The 19044-nt window shown below is 61.6% G+C and carries 15 protein-coding genes; 12 read left to right on the top strand and 3 right to left on the bottom strand.

Going from position 1 to position 19044, the window contains the following annotated elements; translation table 11 throughout:
- The first annotated feature begins 276 nt into the window (after nucleotides 1–276).
- Entirely contained in the window at nucleotides 277–1428 is a 1152-nt protein-coding gene (locus C4J93_RS09770; protein WP_124362094.1) for an MFS transporter, read from the top strand.
- Nucleotides 1429–1483: 55 nt separating this feature from the next.
- On the opposite strand, the gene C4J93_RS09765 is transcribed toward C4J93_RS09770, so the two are convergent.
- Both C4J93_RS09765 and C4J93_RS27360 read right to left on the bottom strand, forming a co-directional pair.
- The gene (locus C4J93_RS09765; protein ID WP_256660162.1) at nucleotides 1484–2428 is read right to left on the bottom strand and encodes a hypothetical protein; all 945 of its coding nucleotides are present in this window, start codon (nucleotides 2426–2428) and stop codon (nucleotides 1484–1486) included.
- A gap of 610 nt (nucleotides 2429–3038) precedes the next feature.
- Entirely contained in the window at nucleotides 3039–3836 is a 798-nt protein-coding gene (locus tag C4J93_RS27360; protein ID WP_256660161.1) for a hypothetical protein, read from the bottom strand.
- 413 nt (nucleotides 3837–4249) lie between these two features.
- Here C4J93_RS27360 and C4J93_RS09750 point away from each other — a divergent pair, with 413 nt between their 5' ends.
- Genes C4J93_RS09750 through C4J93_RS09740 form a run of 3 tightly spaced genes read left to right on the top strand, consistent with a single transcriptional unit; the run spans nucleotide 4250 to nucleotide 7768 of the window.
- Nucleotides 4250–5050, top strand: coding sequence for a glucose 1-dehydrogenase (locus tag C4J93_RS09750; RefSeq protein WP_124429208.1), 801 nt, complete (start codon nucleotides 4250–4252; stop codon nucleotides 5048–5050).
- The gene (locus tag C4J93_RS09745) at nucleotides 5043–6869 is read left to right on the top strand and encodes a glycoside hydrolase family 15 protein (protein ID WP_124429207.1); all 1827 of its coding nucleotides are present in this window, start codon (nucleotides 5043–5045) and stop codon (nucleotides 6867–6869) included. Before C4J93_RS09750 ends, C4J93_RS09745 begins: the two co-directional genes overlap by 8 nt.
- Entirely contained in the window at nucleotides 6857–7768 is a 912-nt protein-coding gene (locus tag C4J93_RS09740; RefSeq protein ID WP_124429206.1) for an alpha/beta fold hydrolase, read from the top strand. Before C4J93_RS09745 ends, C4J93_RS09740 begins: the two co-directional genes overlap by 13 nt.
- Here the strand turns inward: C4J93_RS09740 and C4J93_RS09735 are convergent.
- Nucleotides 7757–8722, bottom strand: coding sequence for a GlxA family transcriptional regulator (locus C4J93_RS09735; RefSeq protein WP_124429205.1), 966 nt, complete (start codon nucleotides 8720–8722; stop codon nucleotides 7757–7759). The genes C4J93_RS09740 and C4J93_RS09735 overlap by 12 nt on opposite strands.
- Nucleotides 8723–8813: 91 nt before the next feature.
- Here C4J93_RS09735 and C4J93_RS09730 point away from each other — a divergent pair, with 91 nt between their 5' ends.
- The 8 genes from C4J93_RS09730 (at nucleotide 8814) to C4J93_RS09695 (ending at nucleotide 19039) form a co-directional block, all read left to right on the top strand.
- Nucleotides 8814–9494, top strand: a complete 681-nt coding sequence (locus tag C4J93_RS09730; protein WP_124370252.1) for a DJ-1/PfpI family protein — start codon at nucleotides 8814–8816, stop codon at nucleotides 9492–9494.
- 412 nt (nucleotides 9495–9906) lie between these two features.
- Entirely contained in the window at nucleotides 9907–11346 is a 1440-nt protein-coding gene (locus C4J93_RS09725; protein ID WP_124362087.1) for an undecaprenyl-phosphate glucose phosphotransferase, read from the top strand.
- Entirely contained in the window at nucleotides 11346–12806 is a 1461-nt protein-coding gene (locus C4J93_RS09720) for a mannose-1-phosphate guanylyltransferase/mannose-6-phosphate isomerase (RefSeq protein ID WP_124429204.1), read from the top strand. Before C4J93_RS09725 ends, C4J93_RS09720 begins: the two co-directional genes overlap by 1 nt.
- A gap of 1 nt (nucleotide 12807) precedes the next feature.
- Nucleotides 12808–13719 (top strand): glycosyltransferase family 2 protein, encoded by a 912-nt coding sequence (locus tag C4J93_RS09715; RefSeq protein ID WP_124370250.1) that lies wholly within the window; start codon nucleotides 12808–12810, stop codon nucleotides 13717–13719.
- Nucleotides 13720–13748: 29 nt separating this feature from the next.
- A complete protein-coding gene (locus C4J93_RS09710) occupies nucleotides 13749–14525 on the top strand; it encodes a polysaccharide biosynthesis/export family protein (protein ID WP_124370249.1) in 777 nt (258 codons plus the stop codon).
- A 14-nt stretch (nucleotides 14526–14539) separates the two neighbouring features.
- Nucleotides 14540–16531 (top strand): exopolysaccharide transport family protein, encoded by a 1992-nt coding sequence (locus tag C4J93_RS09705; protein ID WP_124362083.1) that lies wholly within the window; start codon nucleotides 14540–14542, stop codon nucleotides 16529–16531.
- Nucleotides 16531–17721, top strand: a complete 1191-nt coding sequence (locus tag C4J93_RS09700; protein WP_124429203.1) for a glycosyltransferase — start codon at nucleotides 16531–16533, stop codon at nucleotides 17719–17721. Before C4J93_RS09705 ends, C4J93_RS09700 begins: the two co-directional genes overlap by 1 nt.
- Entirely contained in the window at nucleotides 17711–19039 is a 1329-nt protein-coding gene (locus tag C4J93_RS09695; protein ID WP_124429202.1) for a cellulase family glycosylhydrolase, read from the top strand. Before C4J93_RS09700 ends, C4J93_RS09695 begins: the two co-directional genes overlap by 11 nt.
- Nucleotides 19040–19044: the final 5 nt, after the last annotated feature.

Here is a 19044-nt window from a genome sequence, read left to right as displayed (position 1 = left end):
TACAAAATAAGAAATTCGTTTAATAAACGAATTATCAACAATAAGAAAATTCTTACTTCGACACTTCCAAATAGAACTATCCATTAAGGAAATAGCTGACCCACATCACCATGGCAATTGCTTACGCCAGTGAATGCGCGGTCCCATTGCGGGTCTATCGCCGCCAACGCGGTCACGTGACTGAATCCCAAGGGAACCCGGCTCGCCCGACGAGGCCTGATGTGCAAGGATGTCACGCCGGACATCGTTCGTTGAACGCAACACCAAGGATTATTCATGACTGCCATCCCCACTTCCGCTCCCGTGGTTCCCGGGCGGCTGGAGCAAATGTCGACCCGTATCGCTTTTTTCATCGCCGGCTTCGGCATCGCGGCCTGGGCACCGCTGGTGCCGTACGCCAAGGCGCGCGCGCAACTCAACGAAGGCACACTGGGCCTGTTGCTATTGTGCCTGGGGGTAGGGTCGATCCTCGCCATGCCCGTGGCCGGGGTGTTGGCGTCACGCTTTGGCTGCCGGCGCGTGTTGACCGCCGGCACGGTCTTGATTTGCCTGGCGTTGCCGATGCTGGCCACCGTCAGTTCGATTCCGCTGCTGATGGCGGGGTTGTTCCTGTTTGGCGCAGGGCTGGGCACGGTGGATTCGACGGTCAACCTGCAAGCGGTGATCGTTGAACGCGCCAGCGGGAAAACCATGATGTCGGGCTTCCACGGGTTGTTCAGCCTGGGTGGGATCGTCGGTGCGGCGGGGGTCTCCGGCTTGCTGGGGCTGGGCTTGTCGCCGCTGCAGGCAACCCTGGTGGTGATCGTCATCATGGCAGTGGCACTGCTCAAGGCCAGGCCGCATCTGCTCCCCTATGGCAGTGAAAGCTCAGGGCCGGCGTTTGCCATTCCTCATGGCGTGGTGCTGTTTATCGGGTGCTTGTGTTTCATCGTTTTCCTGGCCGAAGGCGCAGTGCTGGACTGGAGCGCGGTGTTCCTCAGTGCCGAACGCGGCCTGGACGAAGCTTATGCAGGCCTCGGCTACGCGGCATTCGCCCTGACCATGACCGCCGGGCGCTTGACCGGTGACGTGATTGTGCGGCGCCTGGGCGCTACCTGGGTGATTGTGGCCGGTGGCACGTTGGCAGCGGCCGGTGTGTTTCTGGCCACGCTGTCCCCCGCCTGGGAAATGGCGCTGCTTGGGTATGCGCTGGTGGGCGCCGGCTGCTCCAATATCGTCCCGGTGCTTTATACCGCCGTGGGCAAACAGAAGGTGATGCCGGAACATATTGCCGTGCCCGCCATCACCACGCTGGGCTATGCGGGCATATTGGCCGGGCCGGCAGTGATCGGTTTCATTGCCCATGCCAGCAGCGTGGCAACCGCGTTCCTGCTGATCGGTGGGTTGCTGGCAGCGGTGGCGATCAGCGGCAGGATAGTGCGTGTATAAACGCTCGCCGGTATGAGCGGCCTGATTATCCACCCCGCTCATACCTGCGACGCTTTCAGTTACCCTTTTCTTTCTTATCGTTTTCCAACCATCGATCGATGCTGTAGTTCTTCAGCCAGCCATCAATGTTGTGGCTCCCAAAAATGTTGGTGCCGTTCGCTTTGTTGCTGTCCAGGGAGTCGAGCAATCCTGGTCGCTCAACAATGTTCTTGGCGACGTATACCTGCTGCTCGCTGTATTTTTTCTTGGGGAACCCAGTTGCCGGGTCCCGTACGACATTACCGTTCTTGTCGGTCTCGTCAGGATCTTTGCTCATTTCGATCAGTGTGTCTGTCTTGACGTATCGGTGCTTCTCGAAAAAGAAGGTGTAGTCTTCGGATTTATCCCGCAGTTGATCAAACATGCCCCTGAACGCTTGCACGACTTGTGCATTGGTTTTCGAATGGAATGGATCCACACTTTGGGTATTGGGGTTGGTGTTGCCAACGACCAGGTCAGATGCATTGGCCAGGCTTTCAGGGGTGATTTTACCGCCGTCGACTAGAATCGCCTCGTTGAGCCTGGGGCGATTGAGTATCTCCCTGGCCAACATGATGGTGCGTTCAGAGACGCTGCTTTTGTGCACGTCTTCAGCGGCAATTTGTTGCAGTCCGCTCTGGGTCAGGTGGCCATCTTTCTTGAATTTATCCAGCATGGAAAAGTTGTTATTCAGATCTGTCGCCAGCAGGCGGTCGTCCGAACTGATATAGGGATTTCCCACATTTGACATTCCGCCGTACAACCCTTGGCCGTCAAAATGCCGGCTGGCGCCATTGACCATCAAGCTGTCGGGGGCAAAACTCGAGGTCGTTCCGAGCGGTTGCTGGGTTCCCAACGCCTTATCCACGACGCTGAGCCGCGCGTAACCACCACCGGCTGGAGCAGGCGCCTGATTCGCACCGGCAGTCCAATTCTGCAGCTGCGGTAATCCAGAGCCTGAAGTATTTATCCCGTTAGTCATGTTGATTCCCACCTTATTTAGATTGCATTACTTGGACCTCGAGTGCTCCGTCTTCAAAAGCGCTGTGACGGTCAGCGCGAGGCAAGTATCGAATATGTGGCAACCTAAAAATAATGGTTCCGGCAAGCCGCCAGCCTGCTCCCGGTAAACCTTGAACATTTGTGACCAGCCAGCGACGTCAGTGGGTTGACTATCATTGACGGCGTGACAATTTGCTCCACAGCGCTTCGAGCAATGACACTGCTGACCGAGGCGCCGGCCCGTCCTCTACGGCTCGCGAGCCCCTATCGAAGTCTTCAGTCGTAGGCGCCTTGAAACTGAACTTGGGTGACGACGTGAGATTGAGCCCCTTTGCTTGAGATGAGCCCAGGCCGTGTAGCGTAGTTGCCGGAGCGGGCAGGTTTGCAACAGCGTACTGGGAGTGAGATTGGCGAGGTTCAAATGATGTCGAATTCATAGGCCATTACCTGTTCCAGTAAACGAAGGCATCCATGGGTCACACCAATGGATGCTTTCTTCGTGGTAAATACTTGCAAATAGTTCCAGCATCACTGTGGAGCGATTCCCTGGCCAAGTGTTTACCAACCGATGCGACGCATTGGGTCAGGTATTAGCGCAAGAGCCGATACAGGTCGTCCCGGGTGACCTTGCCATCGCGCAGGAACCCGAAGACGTTATCCATCGAGCCCTTCAACTCCGAACGCGCCATGACTTCTCGCGATAGCTGGGTAATGCTGTCGGTGGGTCCATGACCATAAAGCGGACGCGACGCAAACTTTGCAAAGGTGTTGACGTCGATGGCGTTTCTATCGGCGCTCCACCACGGCCCTTTCAACGCGTTGAAGTTATTCAAGACATTCTGGGCAAGTTGCCTGTCGTCTTGAAGCTTGAGTGGGTTCGACGAAAGAATGAATTTGCTGATGTCTTGTTTAGACAGGGATTTGTCCAGAGCCCCCGTCCCATCATTTCGATCGAGGGCCTGCATCAGGCCCGGGCGCTTGAGCAATTCCCTGGCAAGCCTGATGTTCTCGTCCACCTTCGAAAACCCGGTCAAGGGTCGACCTGCCATATTATTTATATGCTCAGGCGTGACGGTCGGTGCGTACCAGGGTTTGAACTTGTCGTATTTATTCAATAGCCCCTGGGCCAACAGCTCGTTGCTCTGTTTTCCGTAAAGAGGATCCGGCAGTGTGGGGTTGGGACGTGGGGGCGGGCCTGGATTGAAGCCTGGTTTGCGCGACTGCGCTGCGCTGTCGAAAACCGGGCCGGACTGACTCGCCGACTGCTCGAAACTCGGGCCCGCCGCGCCCGCAGCCTTGGCCACCGCGCTGGGTTGTGCGTCTGCGCGAGTCTGCGCCAGGTTGTCAGTTGATGAGGCGAACGCTTGATTGGATGCGGATACCGACATGGGGTACTCCAGTGCTGAGTTAGGGCGATACCTTGCTGCCGCAGCCTTGCCAACGATGGATGAATCGTGGCGCAGGTCTGCACCAGCAGGCCTTTGCTGTGTGGCAGAGCGATGGCAATAGGTTCCTCGACGTGCTGAAAACATCCAACTAGGGGTAGGAAGGAGGTCTTGCGTAACGAAGAGCGAACCGGGAAATTTCCCTGCCCACGGCAACGCAAATCGCCTTATGTCCATGACATCCATCCTCGGGCACGTCAATGCTCGTAGCGTTCACTTGAGGATAAAGATGCGTCTACTGTCAGAAATTACAGTTGCATTGGTCCGCGCCCCTTTCAAATGCACAGCGGCGTGCTGAACTTCCATCACCGCGCATCAGTCAGCACAAAAGACTCTCATTAAACAGCGGGTGGGCGATGCAGATTTCCTTGCAGCAACAAGTGGCCCTGGTCACCGGTGCCAGCTCCGGCATCGGCGCCGGTGCGGCCAAGGCGTTGGCCGAAGCCGGCGCGGCCGTCGTACTTAACTACAACTCCCAGGCGGCACCGGCCGAAGCCCTCGCCGCGCAGATCAACGCCAACGGCGGCCGGGCGATTGCCATCGGTGGCGATGTATCGAAAGAAGCCGACGTCGAACGCCTGTTCGCCCAGACCCTCGATGCCTTCGGCCACCTGGATATCCTCGTGGCCAACTCCGGCCTGCAAAAAGACGCCAACCTGGTCGACATGAGCCTCGACGACTGGAACACCGTGATCGGCGTCAACCTCACTGGCCAATTTCTCTGCGCACGCGCCGCCGTGCGTATTTTCAACCGGCAAGGCGTGCGCGCTGGGGTGTCCCGCGCGGCCGGCAAGATCATTCATATGAGCTCGGTGCACCAATTGATTCCCTGGGCCGGGCATGCGAATTACGCGGCGTCCAAGGGCGGTGTGGAGATGCTGATGCGCACCCTCGCCCAGGAAGTCAGCGAGCAGCGCATTCGAATCAACGGCATTGCGCCGGGCGCGATTCGCACGGCAATCAACCGTGCGGCCACCGAAGGCGCGGCGGAAAAAGAGCTGCTCAAGTTGATTCCCTACGGCCGGGTCGGCGATGTGGAGGACGTAGCGAACGCGGTGGTGTGGCTGGCCAGCGACGCGTCCGATTATGTGGTCGGCAGCACGTTGTTCATCGATGGCGGCATGAGCCTTTATCCGGAGTTTCGTGGCAATGGTTGATTTGAAGAACGAGCCACAAAGCCCCATCGATGCGCACGGCATCATTGGCGACATGCGCAGCGCGGCGTTGGTGAATGACCAGGGCAGCATCGATTTTTTCTGCTGGCCGGAATTCGACAGCCCGTCGATTTTCTGTGCGTTGCTCGACACCCCCGAAGCCGGCACCTTCCAGCTCACCCCGGACCTGCCCAATGCGCGCCGCGAGCAGATTTACCTGCCCGACACCAATGTGCTGCAGACCCGTTGGCTGAGCGATGCGGCGGTAGTGGAAGTCACCGATTTGCTGGCCGTCAGTGAAGAGGTCGACGACCTGCCGCTCTTGATCCGCCGGGTGCGGGTGGTCAGCGGCACGGCGACATTCCACCTGCGCTGCGCCGTGCGCCATGACTATGCCCGCGCCCACACGCACGCCACAGCCTGCGATACCGGCGTAGTGTTCAGCGCTGACGGCCAGCCTGGCCTGCGCCTGACCGGCAGCCACGCGCTGACGCTGGACGAGAATGTGGCGGTGGCCCGCTTCAGCCTGGCCCAGGACGAAAGCGCCGAATTCGTCCTGGGCGGCCAGGACGATCCACGCGTGACGAACGCCTGCACCGACCTTTACCTGCAACGCACCCTGAAGTTCTGGCGCGGCTGGATCAGCCAATCGAACTACCGCGGGCGCTGGCGTGAAATGGTCAACCGTTCGGCCTTGGCGCTGAAGCTGCTGACCTCGCGCAAACAGGGCGCAATCATCGCCGCCGCTACCTTCGGCCTGCCGGAAAGCCCTGGCGGCGAGCGCAACTGGGACTACCGCTACACCTGGATCCGCGACGCCTCCTTTACCGTCTACGCCTTCATGCGCCTGGGATTCATCGAAGAAGCCAATGCCTATATGCGCTGGCTCAGAGGCCGGGTCAGCGACTGCTGCGGCCAGACCACCAAGATCAACATCCTGTACGGCATTGATGGCCGCCAGGAACTGCCGGAAACCACACTGGACCACTTGCGTGGTCATGGTGGCGCCCAGCCGGTGCGCGTGGGCAATGAAGCGTTCGACCAGATCCAGCTGGATATCTACGGCGAACTGATGGACGCGGTTTACCTGGTCAATAAATACGGCGAAGCGATTTCCCACCAAGGTTGGAAACACACCGTGGAAGTGGTCGACCAGGTCTGCGAAATCTGGAACCAGAAAGACGTCGGCATCTGGGAGATGCGCGGCGAGCAGCACCACTTCCTGCACTCGCGCCTGATGTGCTGGGTGGCCCTGGACCGTGCGATCCGCCTGGCCTCCAAGCGTTCACTACCGGCGCCGTTCGCGCGTTGGGACCAGACGCGCCAGGCCATCTATGCAGACATCTGGAGCAACTTCTGGAACGAAGAACGTGGGCATTTCGTGCAGCACATCGACAGCACTGCCCTTGACGGCTCGATGCTGTTGATGCCGCTGGTGCGCTTCGTTGCCGCGACTGATCCACGCTGGCTGTCGACACTGGAGGCGATCGAGAAAAGCCTGGTACGCGACGGCATGGTCTACCGTTACCGCAACGACGACAGCCAGATCGATGGGCTGCAAGGCACCGAAGGCGCGTTTACCGCATGTTCGTTCTGGTACGTCGAATGCCTGGCCCGCGCCGGGCAAGTGGAAAAGGCTCACCTGGAGTTCGAACAGTTGCTGCGCTACGCCAACCCGCTGGGGTTGTACGCCGAAGAGTTCGACAGCCAGGCCCGGCACCTGGGCAACACACCCCAGGCCTTGAGCCATTTGGCGCTGATCAGTGCGGCGACGTTTCTGGACCGTAAGCTCAGTGGAGAGAAAACCGTATGGCAACCCTGAGACCACCTGCCCCACTGCTGTACGTGCGCACGTCCATGCTCGATGTGGCTTACGAAACCCACGGCCCTGTCGATGGCGAGCCCGTCATCCTGCTGCATGGCTTTCCCTACGACCCGCGCAGCTACGACGAAATCGCGCCAGTACTGGCGCAGCGTGGCTACCGGGTGCTGGTGCCGTACCTGCGCGGCTATGGGCCTACGCGTTTTATCAACGATCAAGTCATGCGTTCCGGTCAGCAGGCAGCACTGGCCAAGGACCTGCTGGATTTCATGGATGCGCTGTCCATTCCCTGCGCCACGCTGGCCGGTTATGACTGGGGTGGGCGCGCCGCGTGTATCGTCGCGGCGCTGTGGCCGGAACGGGTGCGTGGGTTGGTGAGCGCAGACGGCTACAACATTCAGGACATCGCCAAGTCTCCCAAGCCACGGGCGCCTGCTACAGAGCATCGGTTGTGGTACCAGTATTACTTTCACACCCAGCGCGGCGTGGACGGCCTGACCGCCAACCGCCGCGAACTGTGCCAGCTGTTGTGGGCGTTGTGGTCACCGTCGTGGGTGAACGGGCCGAGCCTGTATGGGGACACCGCGCCATCGTTCGATAACCCGGATTTCGTCGCGGTGGTGATCCACTCCTACCGCCACCGCTTCGGGTATGCGCCGGGGGATCCTGGGCTGGAATTCATCGAGCAGGCATTGGCGCTGCAACCACCGATTTCGGTGCCGAGCATTTCCCTGTGCGGTGCCGATGACGGTGTGGGGCCGCCCGCGGAAGAGGACGACGATGTCGGGCATTTCAGCGGCTTTTATCGACGCCAGGTGTTGCCCGGCGTAGGCCACAATATTCCCCAGGAAGCGCCCGAGGCCACCCTGGCGGCGCTGCTGGAGTTGCTACACCGGTGAAAACCGCTCGCGATAGGCCTGCGGCGTTACCGACAAGGCCCGCAGAAAACTGCGCCGCAAGGTTTCTTCACAACCAAACCCGCAATGCACGGCGATGCGTTTGATCGAGGTGGTGCTGTCCGCCAATTGCCGGCGTGCACTTTCGACCCGAATCAGCTCCACGGCCCGCGCCGGGGTCTGGCCGGTTTCGGCACGGTAATGGCGCACAAAGCTGCGCTCGCTCATGCCAGCCTGGGCGGCCAGGGTGGCAATACTCAGGTCCAACGTCAGGTTGTCGGCGATCCAGGCGTGTAACTCGGCAAAGCGGCTGTCGCTTTTTTGCAGGGACAAGATCACGCTGAATTGCGATTGCCCGCCGGGACGCTTGAGAAACACCACCAACTGCCGTGCCACGTCCAGGGCGACGGCGCGGCCCAGGTCCTCCTCCACCAGGGCCAGGCACAGGTCGATACCGGCAGTCACGCCGGCCGAGGTCCACAGCGTGCCTTGCTGGATAAAGATCGGATTGGCCTCCACCGTCAGCGCCGGAAACTTGCGCGCCAGTTCCTCACAGCGCGTCCAGTGCGTAGCCACGCGGCATCCGTCGAGCAGGCCACTGGCGGCCAGCAGAAAAGCACCGGTGCAGACCGAGGCCATGCGCCGGGTGTGCCGGGATTTTTCGCGTACCCAGTGCACCAGCGCCGGGTCTTCGGCGGCACCGTAGACGCCCCAGCCACCGGCGATCACCAAGGTGTCACATGGCTGATCGACGGCGGGCAGCGGCTCGGCCACCAGCGCCAGGCCTGCCGAGGTCATCACCGGTTTGGCCTGGTCAGCGATCACATTCACCACATAGGGCGTAGGCAAACCGCGCTGGCGAGCCAGGTCGTTGGCCGAGGCGAACACCTGCAGTGGCCCGGTGACGTCGAGCACCTGGGCATTATCAAAAGCGAGCACATGAATGAGTCGGGGCATGATTGGCGTGATCTGTGGGCTCAATGGCGTATGCGCCAAAGCCTAGGCCTCTACAGTGAAGCCGTCCACCCCCTTGATTGGAGTTTCATTCATGACCTTGCACATCGGCTTCCTGCTATTCCCCGGCATCCAGCAACTGGACCTTACCGGCCCCTATGACGTGCTCGGTTCGCTGCCGGACGTGAAACTGCACCTGGTCTGGCAAGACCTGGCGCCGATCACCTCGAGCACCGGCCTGGTGTTCACGCCGACCATCACCTATGCCGACTGCCCGAAGCTGGACGTGCTGTGCGTGCCCGGCGGTGCCGGTGTCGGCGCACTGATGGAGGATCCCTCCACGCTGAACTTCCTCAAGGCCCAGGCGCAAACCGTGCGCTACATGACCTCAGTGTGTACCGGTTCGCTGGTGCTGGGCGCGGCGGGTTTGCTGCGCGGTCGCAAGGCCACCACGCACTGGGCCTATCACGACTTGCTCGCGCCATTGGGGGCCATCCCGGTACAGGCGCGCGTGGTACGTGACGGCAACCTGTTTACCGGCGGTGGAATTACGGCGGGGATCGACTTTGCGCTGACCCTGGCGGCGGAGCTGTACAGCGAAGCGGCGGCGCAATTGGTGCAGCTGCAAATCGAATATGCGCCGGCCCCGCCATTTGATGCGGGCCGGCCGGATACGGCCCCCAGGCACGTGCTGGAGGAAGCCAACAAGCGCACGGCAGAATCGCGCAGGGTGCGCGCAGAGATTGTTACGCGGGCGGCGGCACGCCTGGGTTAAATGGATGGTTCCCACGCTCTGCGTGGGAACGCCTCCTGGGACGCTCCGCGTCCCGCCAACTGCCATCTTCCTGACCCCCCGCCAAAAAAACCCTTTCCAGCCAAACAGGAAAATTCTGACATTTGTTCCTACACTCCAAATCACACCCAGATGCCCAAGTGCCAGTACTACGACCGTCATAAAAATGGCACACAAAACTCTAATTAACGTGTCTATAATGCAAACTTCGCAGAATGGTCAAGTTATTGACTGTTCCGTAAAAAGGAACTCCTTTAGCCACTAGCTCCGCAAAACTTCCTTCATTTGGATGGTTTCACTTGGATGAATGGTTGCGTTTTAACCAGATGTGGCCCGTTGACTGCTCCGTTGAACAGCTGCGGCGCAAACTTGGTGTGCAATGAGGGATGGTTGTATGCGCGAGAAATCATCAGTGGTCAGTTTGTTTCTGACCCGGGCCGGCTTCGTTGAGTTTTTTGTTGTTTTTGTCAAGTTGGTGCATGGCCTGACCGCCATTTTGCCACCGCTGGTCCTGGCGATTTTCCTCGACCCGATGGACGCCGAGATGCGCTCGCATTTCCTGGGGCTGCTGCTGTTTTTTGCGGTGTTGACGGTTATTTTGTTCCAGGCCCTGGGCATCTATTCCGAAGAGCTGTTCAGCAACCGCTTGCGCCTGCGCGCCAATATCGTGGCCTGGTCGTCAGCGTTCTGCATCCTGCTGTTCATGTACCAGATCCTGCAGGTGTTCCCGCAATTGAACCCGCGCAACCTGGTGGTGTGGTACTTCGCCAGCCTCGGGCTGTTCTGCCTGGAGCGCCTGGTGATGCTGCGCCTGTACCGCAACCTGATGCGCAAGGGCAAATTCCTGCAACGCACGGTGATCCTGGGCTTCACCGACACCGCCGTGCATGTCGCCGACCACCTGCAGCGCAACGGCGATATCCGCTCCGGCCTGATCGGTTTTATCGACGACCGCACCGAACGCATTCCCAAGGAACTGAGCAACCTGCCGCTGCTGGGCAATACCCGCGACCTGGAAAAGCTGATCCGCGCCGAGCAGGTCAACCAAGTGATGATCTGCCTGCCGTGGGCCGCCGAGCAGCGTATCCACGGGCTGGTCAATCGCCTGCGGCAGATGTCGGTGAACGTGATGCTGGTGCCGGACATGGCCGCCCTGCGCTACGGCCACAGCCGCATCACCGATGTGGGCGGCATCCTGATGTTCAACACCTCGCAGTTGCCGCTGCGAGGGTGGTCACCCTTTATCAAGCGCTGCGAAGACCTGCTGCTGGCGAGCATCACCCTGGTGGTGCTGTCGCCGGTGATGCTGTTGACGGCGATCGCGATCAAGCTCGATTCCAAGGGCCCGGTGCTGTTTCGCCAGAACCGCTATGGCTACAACGACAATGAAATCCGCGTGTTCAAGTTCCGTTCGATGTTCACCGACCAGAGCGATTTCACCGCCGAACGCCAGACCACCCGCCAGGATCCGCGCATCACCCGAGTCGGTCGCATCATCCGCAAAACCAGCATCGACGAGCTGCCGCAGTTGTTCAACGTCCTGCAGGGCAACATGTCCATGGTCGGCCCCCGGCCCCACGCCACCGCCACCAAGGCGGCGGGCATTCCTTTCGAAGTGGCGGTCAGCGAATACAGCTCACGGCACCGGGTCAAGCCAGGCATCACCGGGTGGGCGCAAATCAACGGCTACCGGGGCGAAACCGACACCCTGTTCAAAATCCAGAAACGCGTCGAGTACGACCTGGAGTACATCTCCAAATGGTCGGTGTGGTTTGACTTGTACATCGTTTTCATGACGGTCCCGGCCGTCCTTTCCACCAAGGAAGTCTATTGATGAATACCCTCAACGGATTAATTCCCTGCATCATTTCCGGTGGTTCGGGCACGCGCTTGTGGCCGGTGTCCCGGCAGAACATGCCCAAGCCGTTCATGCGCATGCGCGACGGCCAGAGCCTGCTGCAGAAAACCTTCCAGCGCGCCGCCCGCCTGCCCGGCGTGGAGAGCGTGCTCACGGTGACCAACCGCGACCTGCTGTTTCGCACCCTGGATGACTACCGTGGGGTCAACAAGGCTCACCTGCCCCTGGACCTGCTGCTCGAGCCCCTCGGGCGCAACACCGCAGCAGCGATCGCCGTCGCGGCGCTGCATGTGCAGGAACATTTCGGTGGCGAGGCGCAACTTCTGGTAATGCCCGCCGACCATCTGGTGCTCAACGAGACCGCATTCGCCGACGCCGTGGCCCAGGCCCGCGAGTTGGCCGACGCCGGCTATCTGGTGACCTTCGGCATTCAACCCGACCACCCGGAGACCGGTTTCGGCTATATCGAAAAAGGCGCAGCGCTGAGCCAGGGCAACCTTGTCAAACGCTTTGTCGAAAAACCCGACCTGGCCACCGCCCAAGCCTACCTCGACGGCGGCAAACACCTGTGGAATGCCGGCATGTTCTGCTTCAAGGCCAGCACCCTGGTGGATGAACTGAACACCCACGCGCCCGACGTGCTGATCGCTGCGCGTGCCGCCCTTGAGCACAGCCAGCACCTGCAAAACAAAACCTCGCGCCAGCGCGAACTGGACAGTGACGCCTTCGGCAGCGCGCCGGACATTTCCATTGACGTGGCGCTGATGGAAAAGTCCACGCAAGTGGCCGTGGTGCCGTGCGACATTGGCTGGAGCGATATCGGTTCCTGGGAAGCTCTGCGCCAGCTCACCCCCAGCGATGCCCAGGGTAACCAGGTCAATGGCGAAGCGATTTTGCATGACGTGCACAACTGCTACATCGACTCGCCCAAGCGCGTGCTCGGCGCGGTCGGCGTGCGTGACCTGATCATCGTCGACACCCCCGATGCCCTGCTGATCGCCGACGCCCACCGCAGCCAGGACGTGCGCTACATCGTGGCCGAGCTCAAGCGCCAGAACCACCCGGCCTTCAGCCTGCACCGCACCGTCACCCGGCCGTGGGGCACCTACACCGTGCTGGAGGAAAGCACCCGCTTCAAGATCAAGCGCATTGTGGTCAAGCCCCAGGCGTCGTTGTCGCTGCAAATGCACCATCACCGCAGCGAACATTGGGTGGTGGTCAGCGGCGCGGCGCAGATCACCAATGGCGAGCGCGAATTTCTGATCAACGCCAACGAGTCCACCTACATCCCGGCCGGGCACAAACACCGCCTGACCAACCCCGGCATCATCGACCTGGTGATGATCGAGGTGCAGAGCGGCGAGTACCTGGGCGAAGACGATATCGTGCGCTTCGATGACATCTATGGGCGTGCGCCTGCCGAAGTGAAGCCGTGACATGCGCACCTCGCTGATCATCCCGACCCGTAACGCCGCAAGCCACCTGGCGCGGCTGCTGCCCGCGCTGAAAATGCAAACCCTGCAACCGGACGAGATGCTGGTGGTCGACAGCGCGTCCAGCGATGACACCGTGGCGCGCTTTCGCGAATATGGCGCGCGGGTCGAGGTGATCGACGCCCGCGCCTTCAACCACGGCGGCACGCGGCGTTGGGCCAGCGAACAGGTGAGCGGCGACGCCTTGATCGTGATGACCCAGGACGCCATTCCCGCCGCCCCCGAGACCTTCGCCAACCTGCTCGCTGAATTGCAGCAAGACCCGCTCAACGGCGTGGCCTATGGTCGCCAGCTGCCGCACCCCGACGCCGGTGTGCTGGGCGCGCAGTCGCGCCACTTCAATTACCCGGCCCACAGCCGCAGCAAGCGCCTGGCCGATGCGCCGGAGCTGGGGATCAAGACCTGTTTCAGCTCCGACTCGTTTTCCGTTTACCGACGCAGCGCCCTGCAAGCCGTAGGTGGTTTCCCCGCCGATGTCATCGGTAGCGAAGACGCCTACGTCGCGGCGCGCATGCTGATCGAAGGCTACACCGTGCGCTACGCCGCCTCCGCGCAGGTGTACCACTCCCACGATTACCGACTCATGGATGAGTTTCACCGCTACTTCGACATTGGCGTGTTCTACGGTCGCGAACCCTGGATACGCCAGGCCTTTGGCGATGCCGGCGGTGAAGGTAAACGCTATGTACTGGCTGAACTCGCGGCATTGCGCGCAGCCGGTGCATGGCACCGCGTACCCGAAGTACTGGTGCGCAGCGCGTTCAAGTTGCTCGGCTATCGGCTGGGCCAGCAGGAACGCCGGCTACCCCTCGCCCTCAAGCGGCGCATCAGCATGTTCCCCGGTTATTGGAGGTGAGCATCATGACCTACAGGAAGTCCTATTTGATGAAACGAACCCTGCTCGTCCTGGCCATGATGGTCCTGGCCGCCTGCAATACCCCCGCGCGCATCGTCGCGCCTGACGGCAAGACCGTCGAGGACGGCAAGCGCGCCCTTGACCAACTGGCCCAACTGCCGCCGGCGGTGGAACGCATCCGCATCGGCGATCAGTTGCGCATCGTGCGCGATGCCGGGGAAATGCCGACCCTGTCGGCGTTCAACGTCAGCACCATCTATGAGCTGACGCTGTACACGGTGCAAACCGACGGCAAGATCAACTACCCGTTCCTGGGCCCGATCCAGGTGGCCCGGCGCACCCCGTCCGAGGTGGCGAACGAGCTGAGCAGCAAGCTTGCGCCGGTGTATCGCGAGCCGCGGGTGACGGTGAACATCAACCAGGCGCCGGGCAATTCGATCATCGTCGGCGGCGCGGTCAACAACCCGACCACGGTGCCGATCGCCTCGGCCAACACCCTGGAGCAAGCCATTGTCGGCGCCGGCGGGGTCAACCCGGCAGGCAATGCCAGCATGGTTGCGCTGCTGCGCGAAGATACCCAAGGCGTCTATCGCGCCTACTTCCTGGACTTCAGCCAATACCTCAAGACCGGGCCCAACGGGCGCAAACAAGTGCCCCTGCAACGCGGTGATGTGGTGTTCGTGCCCAAATCCAATGTGGGCGAGCGCATCCAGGGTGTGGATACCTACCTGAACCAGTTGATCCCATTCACCAAGTCGATCGGGGTTGGCTACAACTACACCCGAACCAGCGGCGGCAGTAACTAAAGGAGCGACATCCCATGATCGAGATCCGTTCTTTTCGCGATCTTCTGCGCCTGTTCTTCATCTTCCGGCATGAGTTCAAGCTGGCGGCCATCGCGGCGCTGGTGATCATTTTGCTGGGCGCCTTCCTGCTGCCCGCCAAGTTCGAATCCACCGCGCGCCTGCTGGTCAAGCCGGGGCGTGATTCGACGCTGCCGATCGAAATCAGCAACCGCCAGGCGCTGGTCATGCCCAGCACCCAGCGCGACCCGATTGTCGATGAGGAGCGCCTGCTGACCGGCCGCCCGATCGTACGCGCGGTGGCCGAGCATTACCTGGAAGTCATCGACAAAATGCCGCCGCCGGAAGGTGTCTGGAAGCGCACCAAGTACTACGTCAAAAACGCTATCGGCGCGGTGTTCGACGGCGTGCGCGTGGTGTTGGAAACCGTGGGCGTGATTGAACAGACCACGCCGGTGGAACGCCTCGCCGCGAGCCTGGAGAAGAACTTCGAAGTCAGCCATGCGGCCGGGTCCACGGTGATGGACATCAGCTTCAAGTGGAGCGACCCCGAGATCGCCCAGGCGGTGGTCAAGAGTTGGGTCGAAACCTACATCAACGAACGCACCCAGGCCCTGGGGCGCAAGAGCCTGTATGCCTTCTATGAAGGCCAGGTGTCCAACAGCGCCACCGAGATCAAGAGCTACAAGCAGCAGATCCTGACCCACTTGAACCAGATCGGCGCGGCGAGCATCACCGATCGCCTGGAAGATTTGTCCGAGCGCATCAACGTGCTGCGCGGCGAAACCTTCAACACCACGCGCTTGATCGCGTCTTCAGACAGCGCTCTTGAGAGCACGCGCACTCAGCTCAAGACCCAGCCCAAGGAAGTGACCACGGTTCGCCAGATTGCGCTGAACCCGCAGCAGCAGGATTTGCGTCGCTTGCTTAACCAGAAGCTGCTGGAAAAAGCCGACATGATGCGCACCTACACCGATAACGCGCCGCCGGTCAAAGCTCTGGACGCGTCGATTCGGGCGATGCAGGCCCAGGTCGCCGGTGAAAGCAACACCGTACAAAGCTCGGAAAACCGCGCGCCGAATACCCTGGAAATCCACTTGCAGCGCGTGCTGCTCGATGAGTCCAGCAATAACCTGGCGTTGCGCACCCAACTGGTGCAGCAGCAAAAGCAACTGGTCAACCTCGAAGCGCAACGCAAGGAAGCCCTGGAGATTGAACCGGAGCTGGCGCGCCTGTCCCGCGAGCTGAGTGCCACCGAGCGTAACTACGCGCTGTACGTGGACAACCTGGAAAAATCACGCATCGACCGTGAACTGGACAACAGCCAGATCAGCAACATCGCAGTGATCGAGGAAGCGACCCTGAACCCAGGTCGCATCTTCCCCAAAACCCTGCTGATGCTGTTGCTGGCGATCCCGTTTGCCATCGTCGTCGGCCTGCTGGTGATCTACCTGTGCTACCTGCTCGACCAGCGCATTCACGATGGCGGCCTGGTGGAACGCAAGTTCGGCCTGCCGCTGTGGACCACCCTGCCGGAGCTGGACACCAGCACCGCGCAAGGCACCAATGCGTTCAATGCGAGCATCTACCGGCTGTACGGTCTGCTGCAGTTGGACCGCGTCGCCGAACGCGGCCTGACCCTCGGGCTGACCTCGGCGCGCCACGGTGAAGGCGTGACCTTCGTGGTCGAGCAACTGCGCCAACTGCTCCAGGAAAATGGCATTACCGTGCGCGTCGGCGGGGCGGCGCCCGCAGCGCCGGGCGAAGTAGTGCTGCTGGACGCCTCGGCGCTGCTGGACAACCGCGATGCGTTCGTCAACCTGCGGCGCGCCGACCTGATCGCGCTGGTGGTGGAAGCGCAGAAGAGCACGGTGCCGGTGGTGGAGCACGCGTTGTCGATCCTCAATACGGCGTTCGGCAAAGTCGATGGCATCATCATCAACCGGCGTAAATTCGAAGTGCCGGCCAAAGTGCTGCACAGCATCGCCAAATATCGGGGGGCGTTCTGATGCGCATTGCCCTGCTCGCGCCTTTGCCACCGGAAAAGAATGGGATCGCCGACTACGCGAATCATTTCAAGACGGCATTGGAGCAGCTGGGCGTGACGGTGCTGACACCGTTGAGCGGCGTGGAAGGCACGAGCGCGGCGATCAAGCAGGCCGTCGCCGCGTTCGACTGGCACAGCGTGGACCTGGTCCACGCCGAGCTGGGCGGCGGGCGCCTGGGGGAGTTTTTGGCGTTGCGCGCGTTGCGCAGCGCCTACCCGAACCTGCCGCTGACGGCCACCGTGCATGACCCCGAGCGCATCGTGTGGCGGCGCGAGCACCTGCCCTTCCCGCTCAACCTGCTGCAGCGCCTGCCCAGCCCGTTGCCGCAGGCGGCGGTGGTGCTGGCAGACCCGTTGACCCTGCGCGAAGAACGCCATGTCGCCCGTGGCCTGACAAGGCTGATCACCCTCACCCGCCTGGGCGCCGACTGCCTCAGCCAGCGGATGCAATTGCCCGCCGGCAAAGTGGCGGTGATCCACCACGCCAACCTGGCGATTGCAGCGGTGGCGCTGCCGCCGCTGGACACCCTGCACCTGCTGTATTTCGGTTTTATCTACCGTGGCAAAGGCATTGAAGACCTGTTGCAGGCCCTGGCCGCCGTGTTCAAGCAAGCCCCCGAATTGCGTGACCGTGTGCGCCTGACCCTGGCCGGTGGCACTGCCGCCGAAATGGCGTTTGGCGCGGGCGGTAATTACCTGGAGCAGTTGAACCGCCAGATCGCCGACCTCGGCCTGGCAGGCTCCATCGATTGGCGGCTGAACCTGCCGGCCGACGAGATTGCGCAAACGATCCAGGCCCACCATGTGATGGTGCTGCCGTATCGCGAATCGAAAAAACTCGGCCTGCTCGGCCGTCAGCGCGGCACCAGTGGCGCGCTGTCCTGGGCCGCCGCGTGCGGGCGTGGGGCGATTACCTCGGATGCCCGGGCGTTCGCCGAGGAAGTCGCCAGCGGTAACGGCGCGATCTACCCCGAAGGCGCTGTGGCCGCGCTGGGCGAGCAATTGTTGCGCCTGGCCCGTACGCCCACATTGGCCCAGGACTGGGCCGAACGCGCCGGCGCAATCGGCCGCGAACGCTTGTGGCCACTGACGGCGCAGCGCTTCAAGCAGCTCTTCGAACAGGCGATCGCGGGAGTCCCGTATGACGCGTAAACGGACTTACTTCGCCACCCTTGCGCTGGTCGCGGCCCTGGGCCTGACCGCCTTTATCTGGGGGCGCCCGGCCGACGCCGAGAACCATGTGCTCAAGGGTAACAAGGTGGTGGTGTGGAAGGATTTCCTCGGGGTGAACGCGCAGTTCCTGTGGTTCAGCCCCGAGCGCTACCAGCTACAGATCGACCGCCTCAAGGACCTGGGCCTGGAATGGGTGCGCCTGGACTTGCATTGGGACCGGCTGGAGCCAGCCGCCGACCGGTACCAGGTGGCGACCCTCGATGAGTTGGTGACCAAGCTCAAGGACAACCAGCTCAAGTCGGTGTTTTACCTGGTCGGCTCGGCGCCGTTTATCACCACCGCGCCGGTGGGTGCGCCCTATCAGGACCAGTACCCGCCGCAGGACCCGAATGTATTTGCGATCCGCATGGCCCTGTTGGCCCAACGCTACCCCAGCGTCGACGCCTGGCAGGTGTGGAACGAACCGAACCTGCTGGGCTTCTGGCGCCCGGCGGCGGACCCGGCCGGTTATGCCAGGTTGCTGCGCACCACCGCCGCCGCACTGCGCGCCGTCGCCCCGAACAAACCGGTGGTGGCCGCCGGCATGGCGTTTTTCAGCGAAATGCCCAACGGTCAGACCATGCTCGACGCCCTCGACGCCCTCGGCGTGCCCAAGCTGAACACCGTCATGTCCTACCACCCTTATACGCAACTGCCCGAGGGCAACGACCCGGCCAACCTCGACTTCGTGGCCAAGACCAGCGCGCTCAACCAGAAACTGCGCAGCAACGGCGTCAAAACCCTGTGGAGCACCGAGTGGGGCTGGTCGAACTACGTCGGCCCCAAAGAAGCCCAGGACATCATCACCCAGCAGGGCCAGGCCGATTATGTGATACGCCGCCTGGCGCTGATGAGCGCGCTGGATTTCGACAAGATCTTCCTGTTTACCCTGAGCGACCTCGACCAGCGCGCCAGCGTGCGCGACCGTGCCTACGGCCTGCTCGATATCGACGCCAAGCCCAAGCCGGTCTACACCGCGTTGAAGAACTTCCTCGACGTCAGCGGGCCACGACTGACTCCCGGCGACCCGCCCACCGCCGACCAGTTGCCCGACGGCCTGTTCAGCATCGGCTGGACCCGCGCTGACGGGCGCAAACTGTGGTTTTTCTGGTCGGCCCGTGGCGGTAACGCGCACTTGCCGGGCCTTGCCAGCGCGACGCTGTATGACCCGTTGCGCGGCACACAGACACCGCTGAGCGGCACTAACGGGTTGACTGTCCCGGTCAAGTCGAACCTGCAAATTCTGTTATGGGATTGAAGCCC

Source organism: Pseudomonas sp. R2-37-08W (assembly GCF_003851705.1).
Lineage (GTDB): Bacteria > Pseudomonadota > Gammaproteobacteria > Pseudomonadales > Pseudomonadaceae > Aquipseudomonas.
Note: the sequence above shows the minus strand (reverse complement) of the source record. Positions and strands in the feature narration are given on the sequence as shown.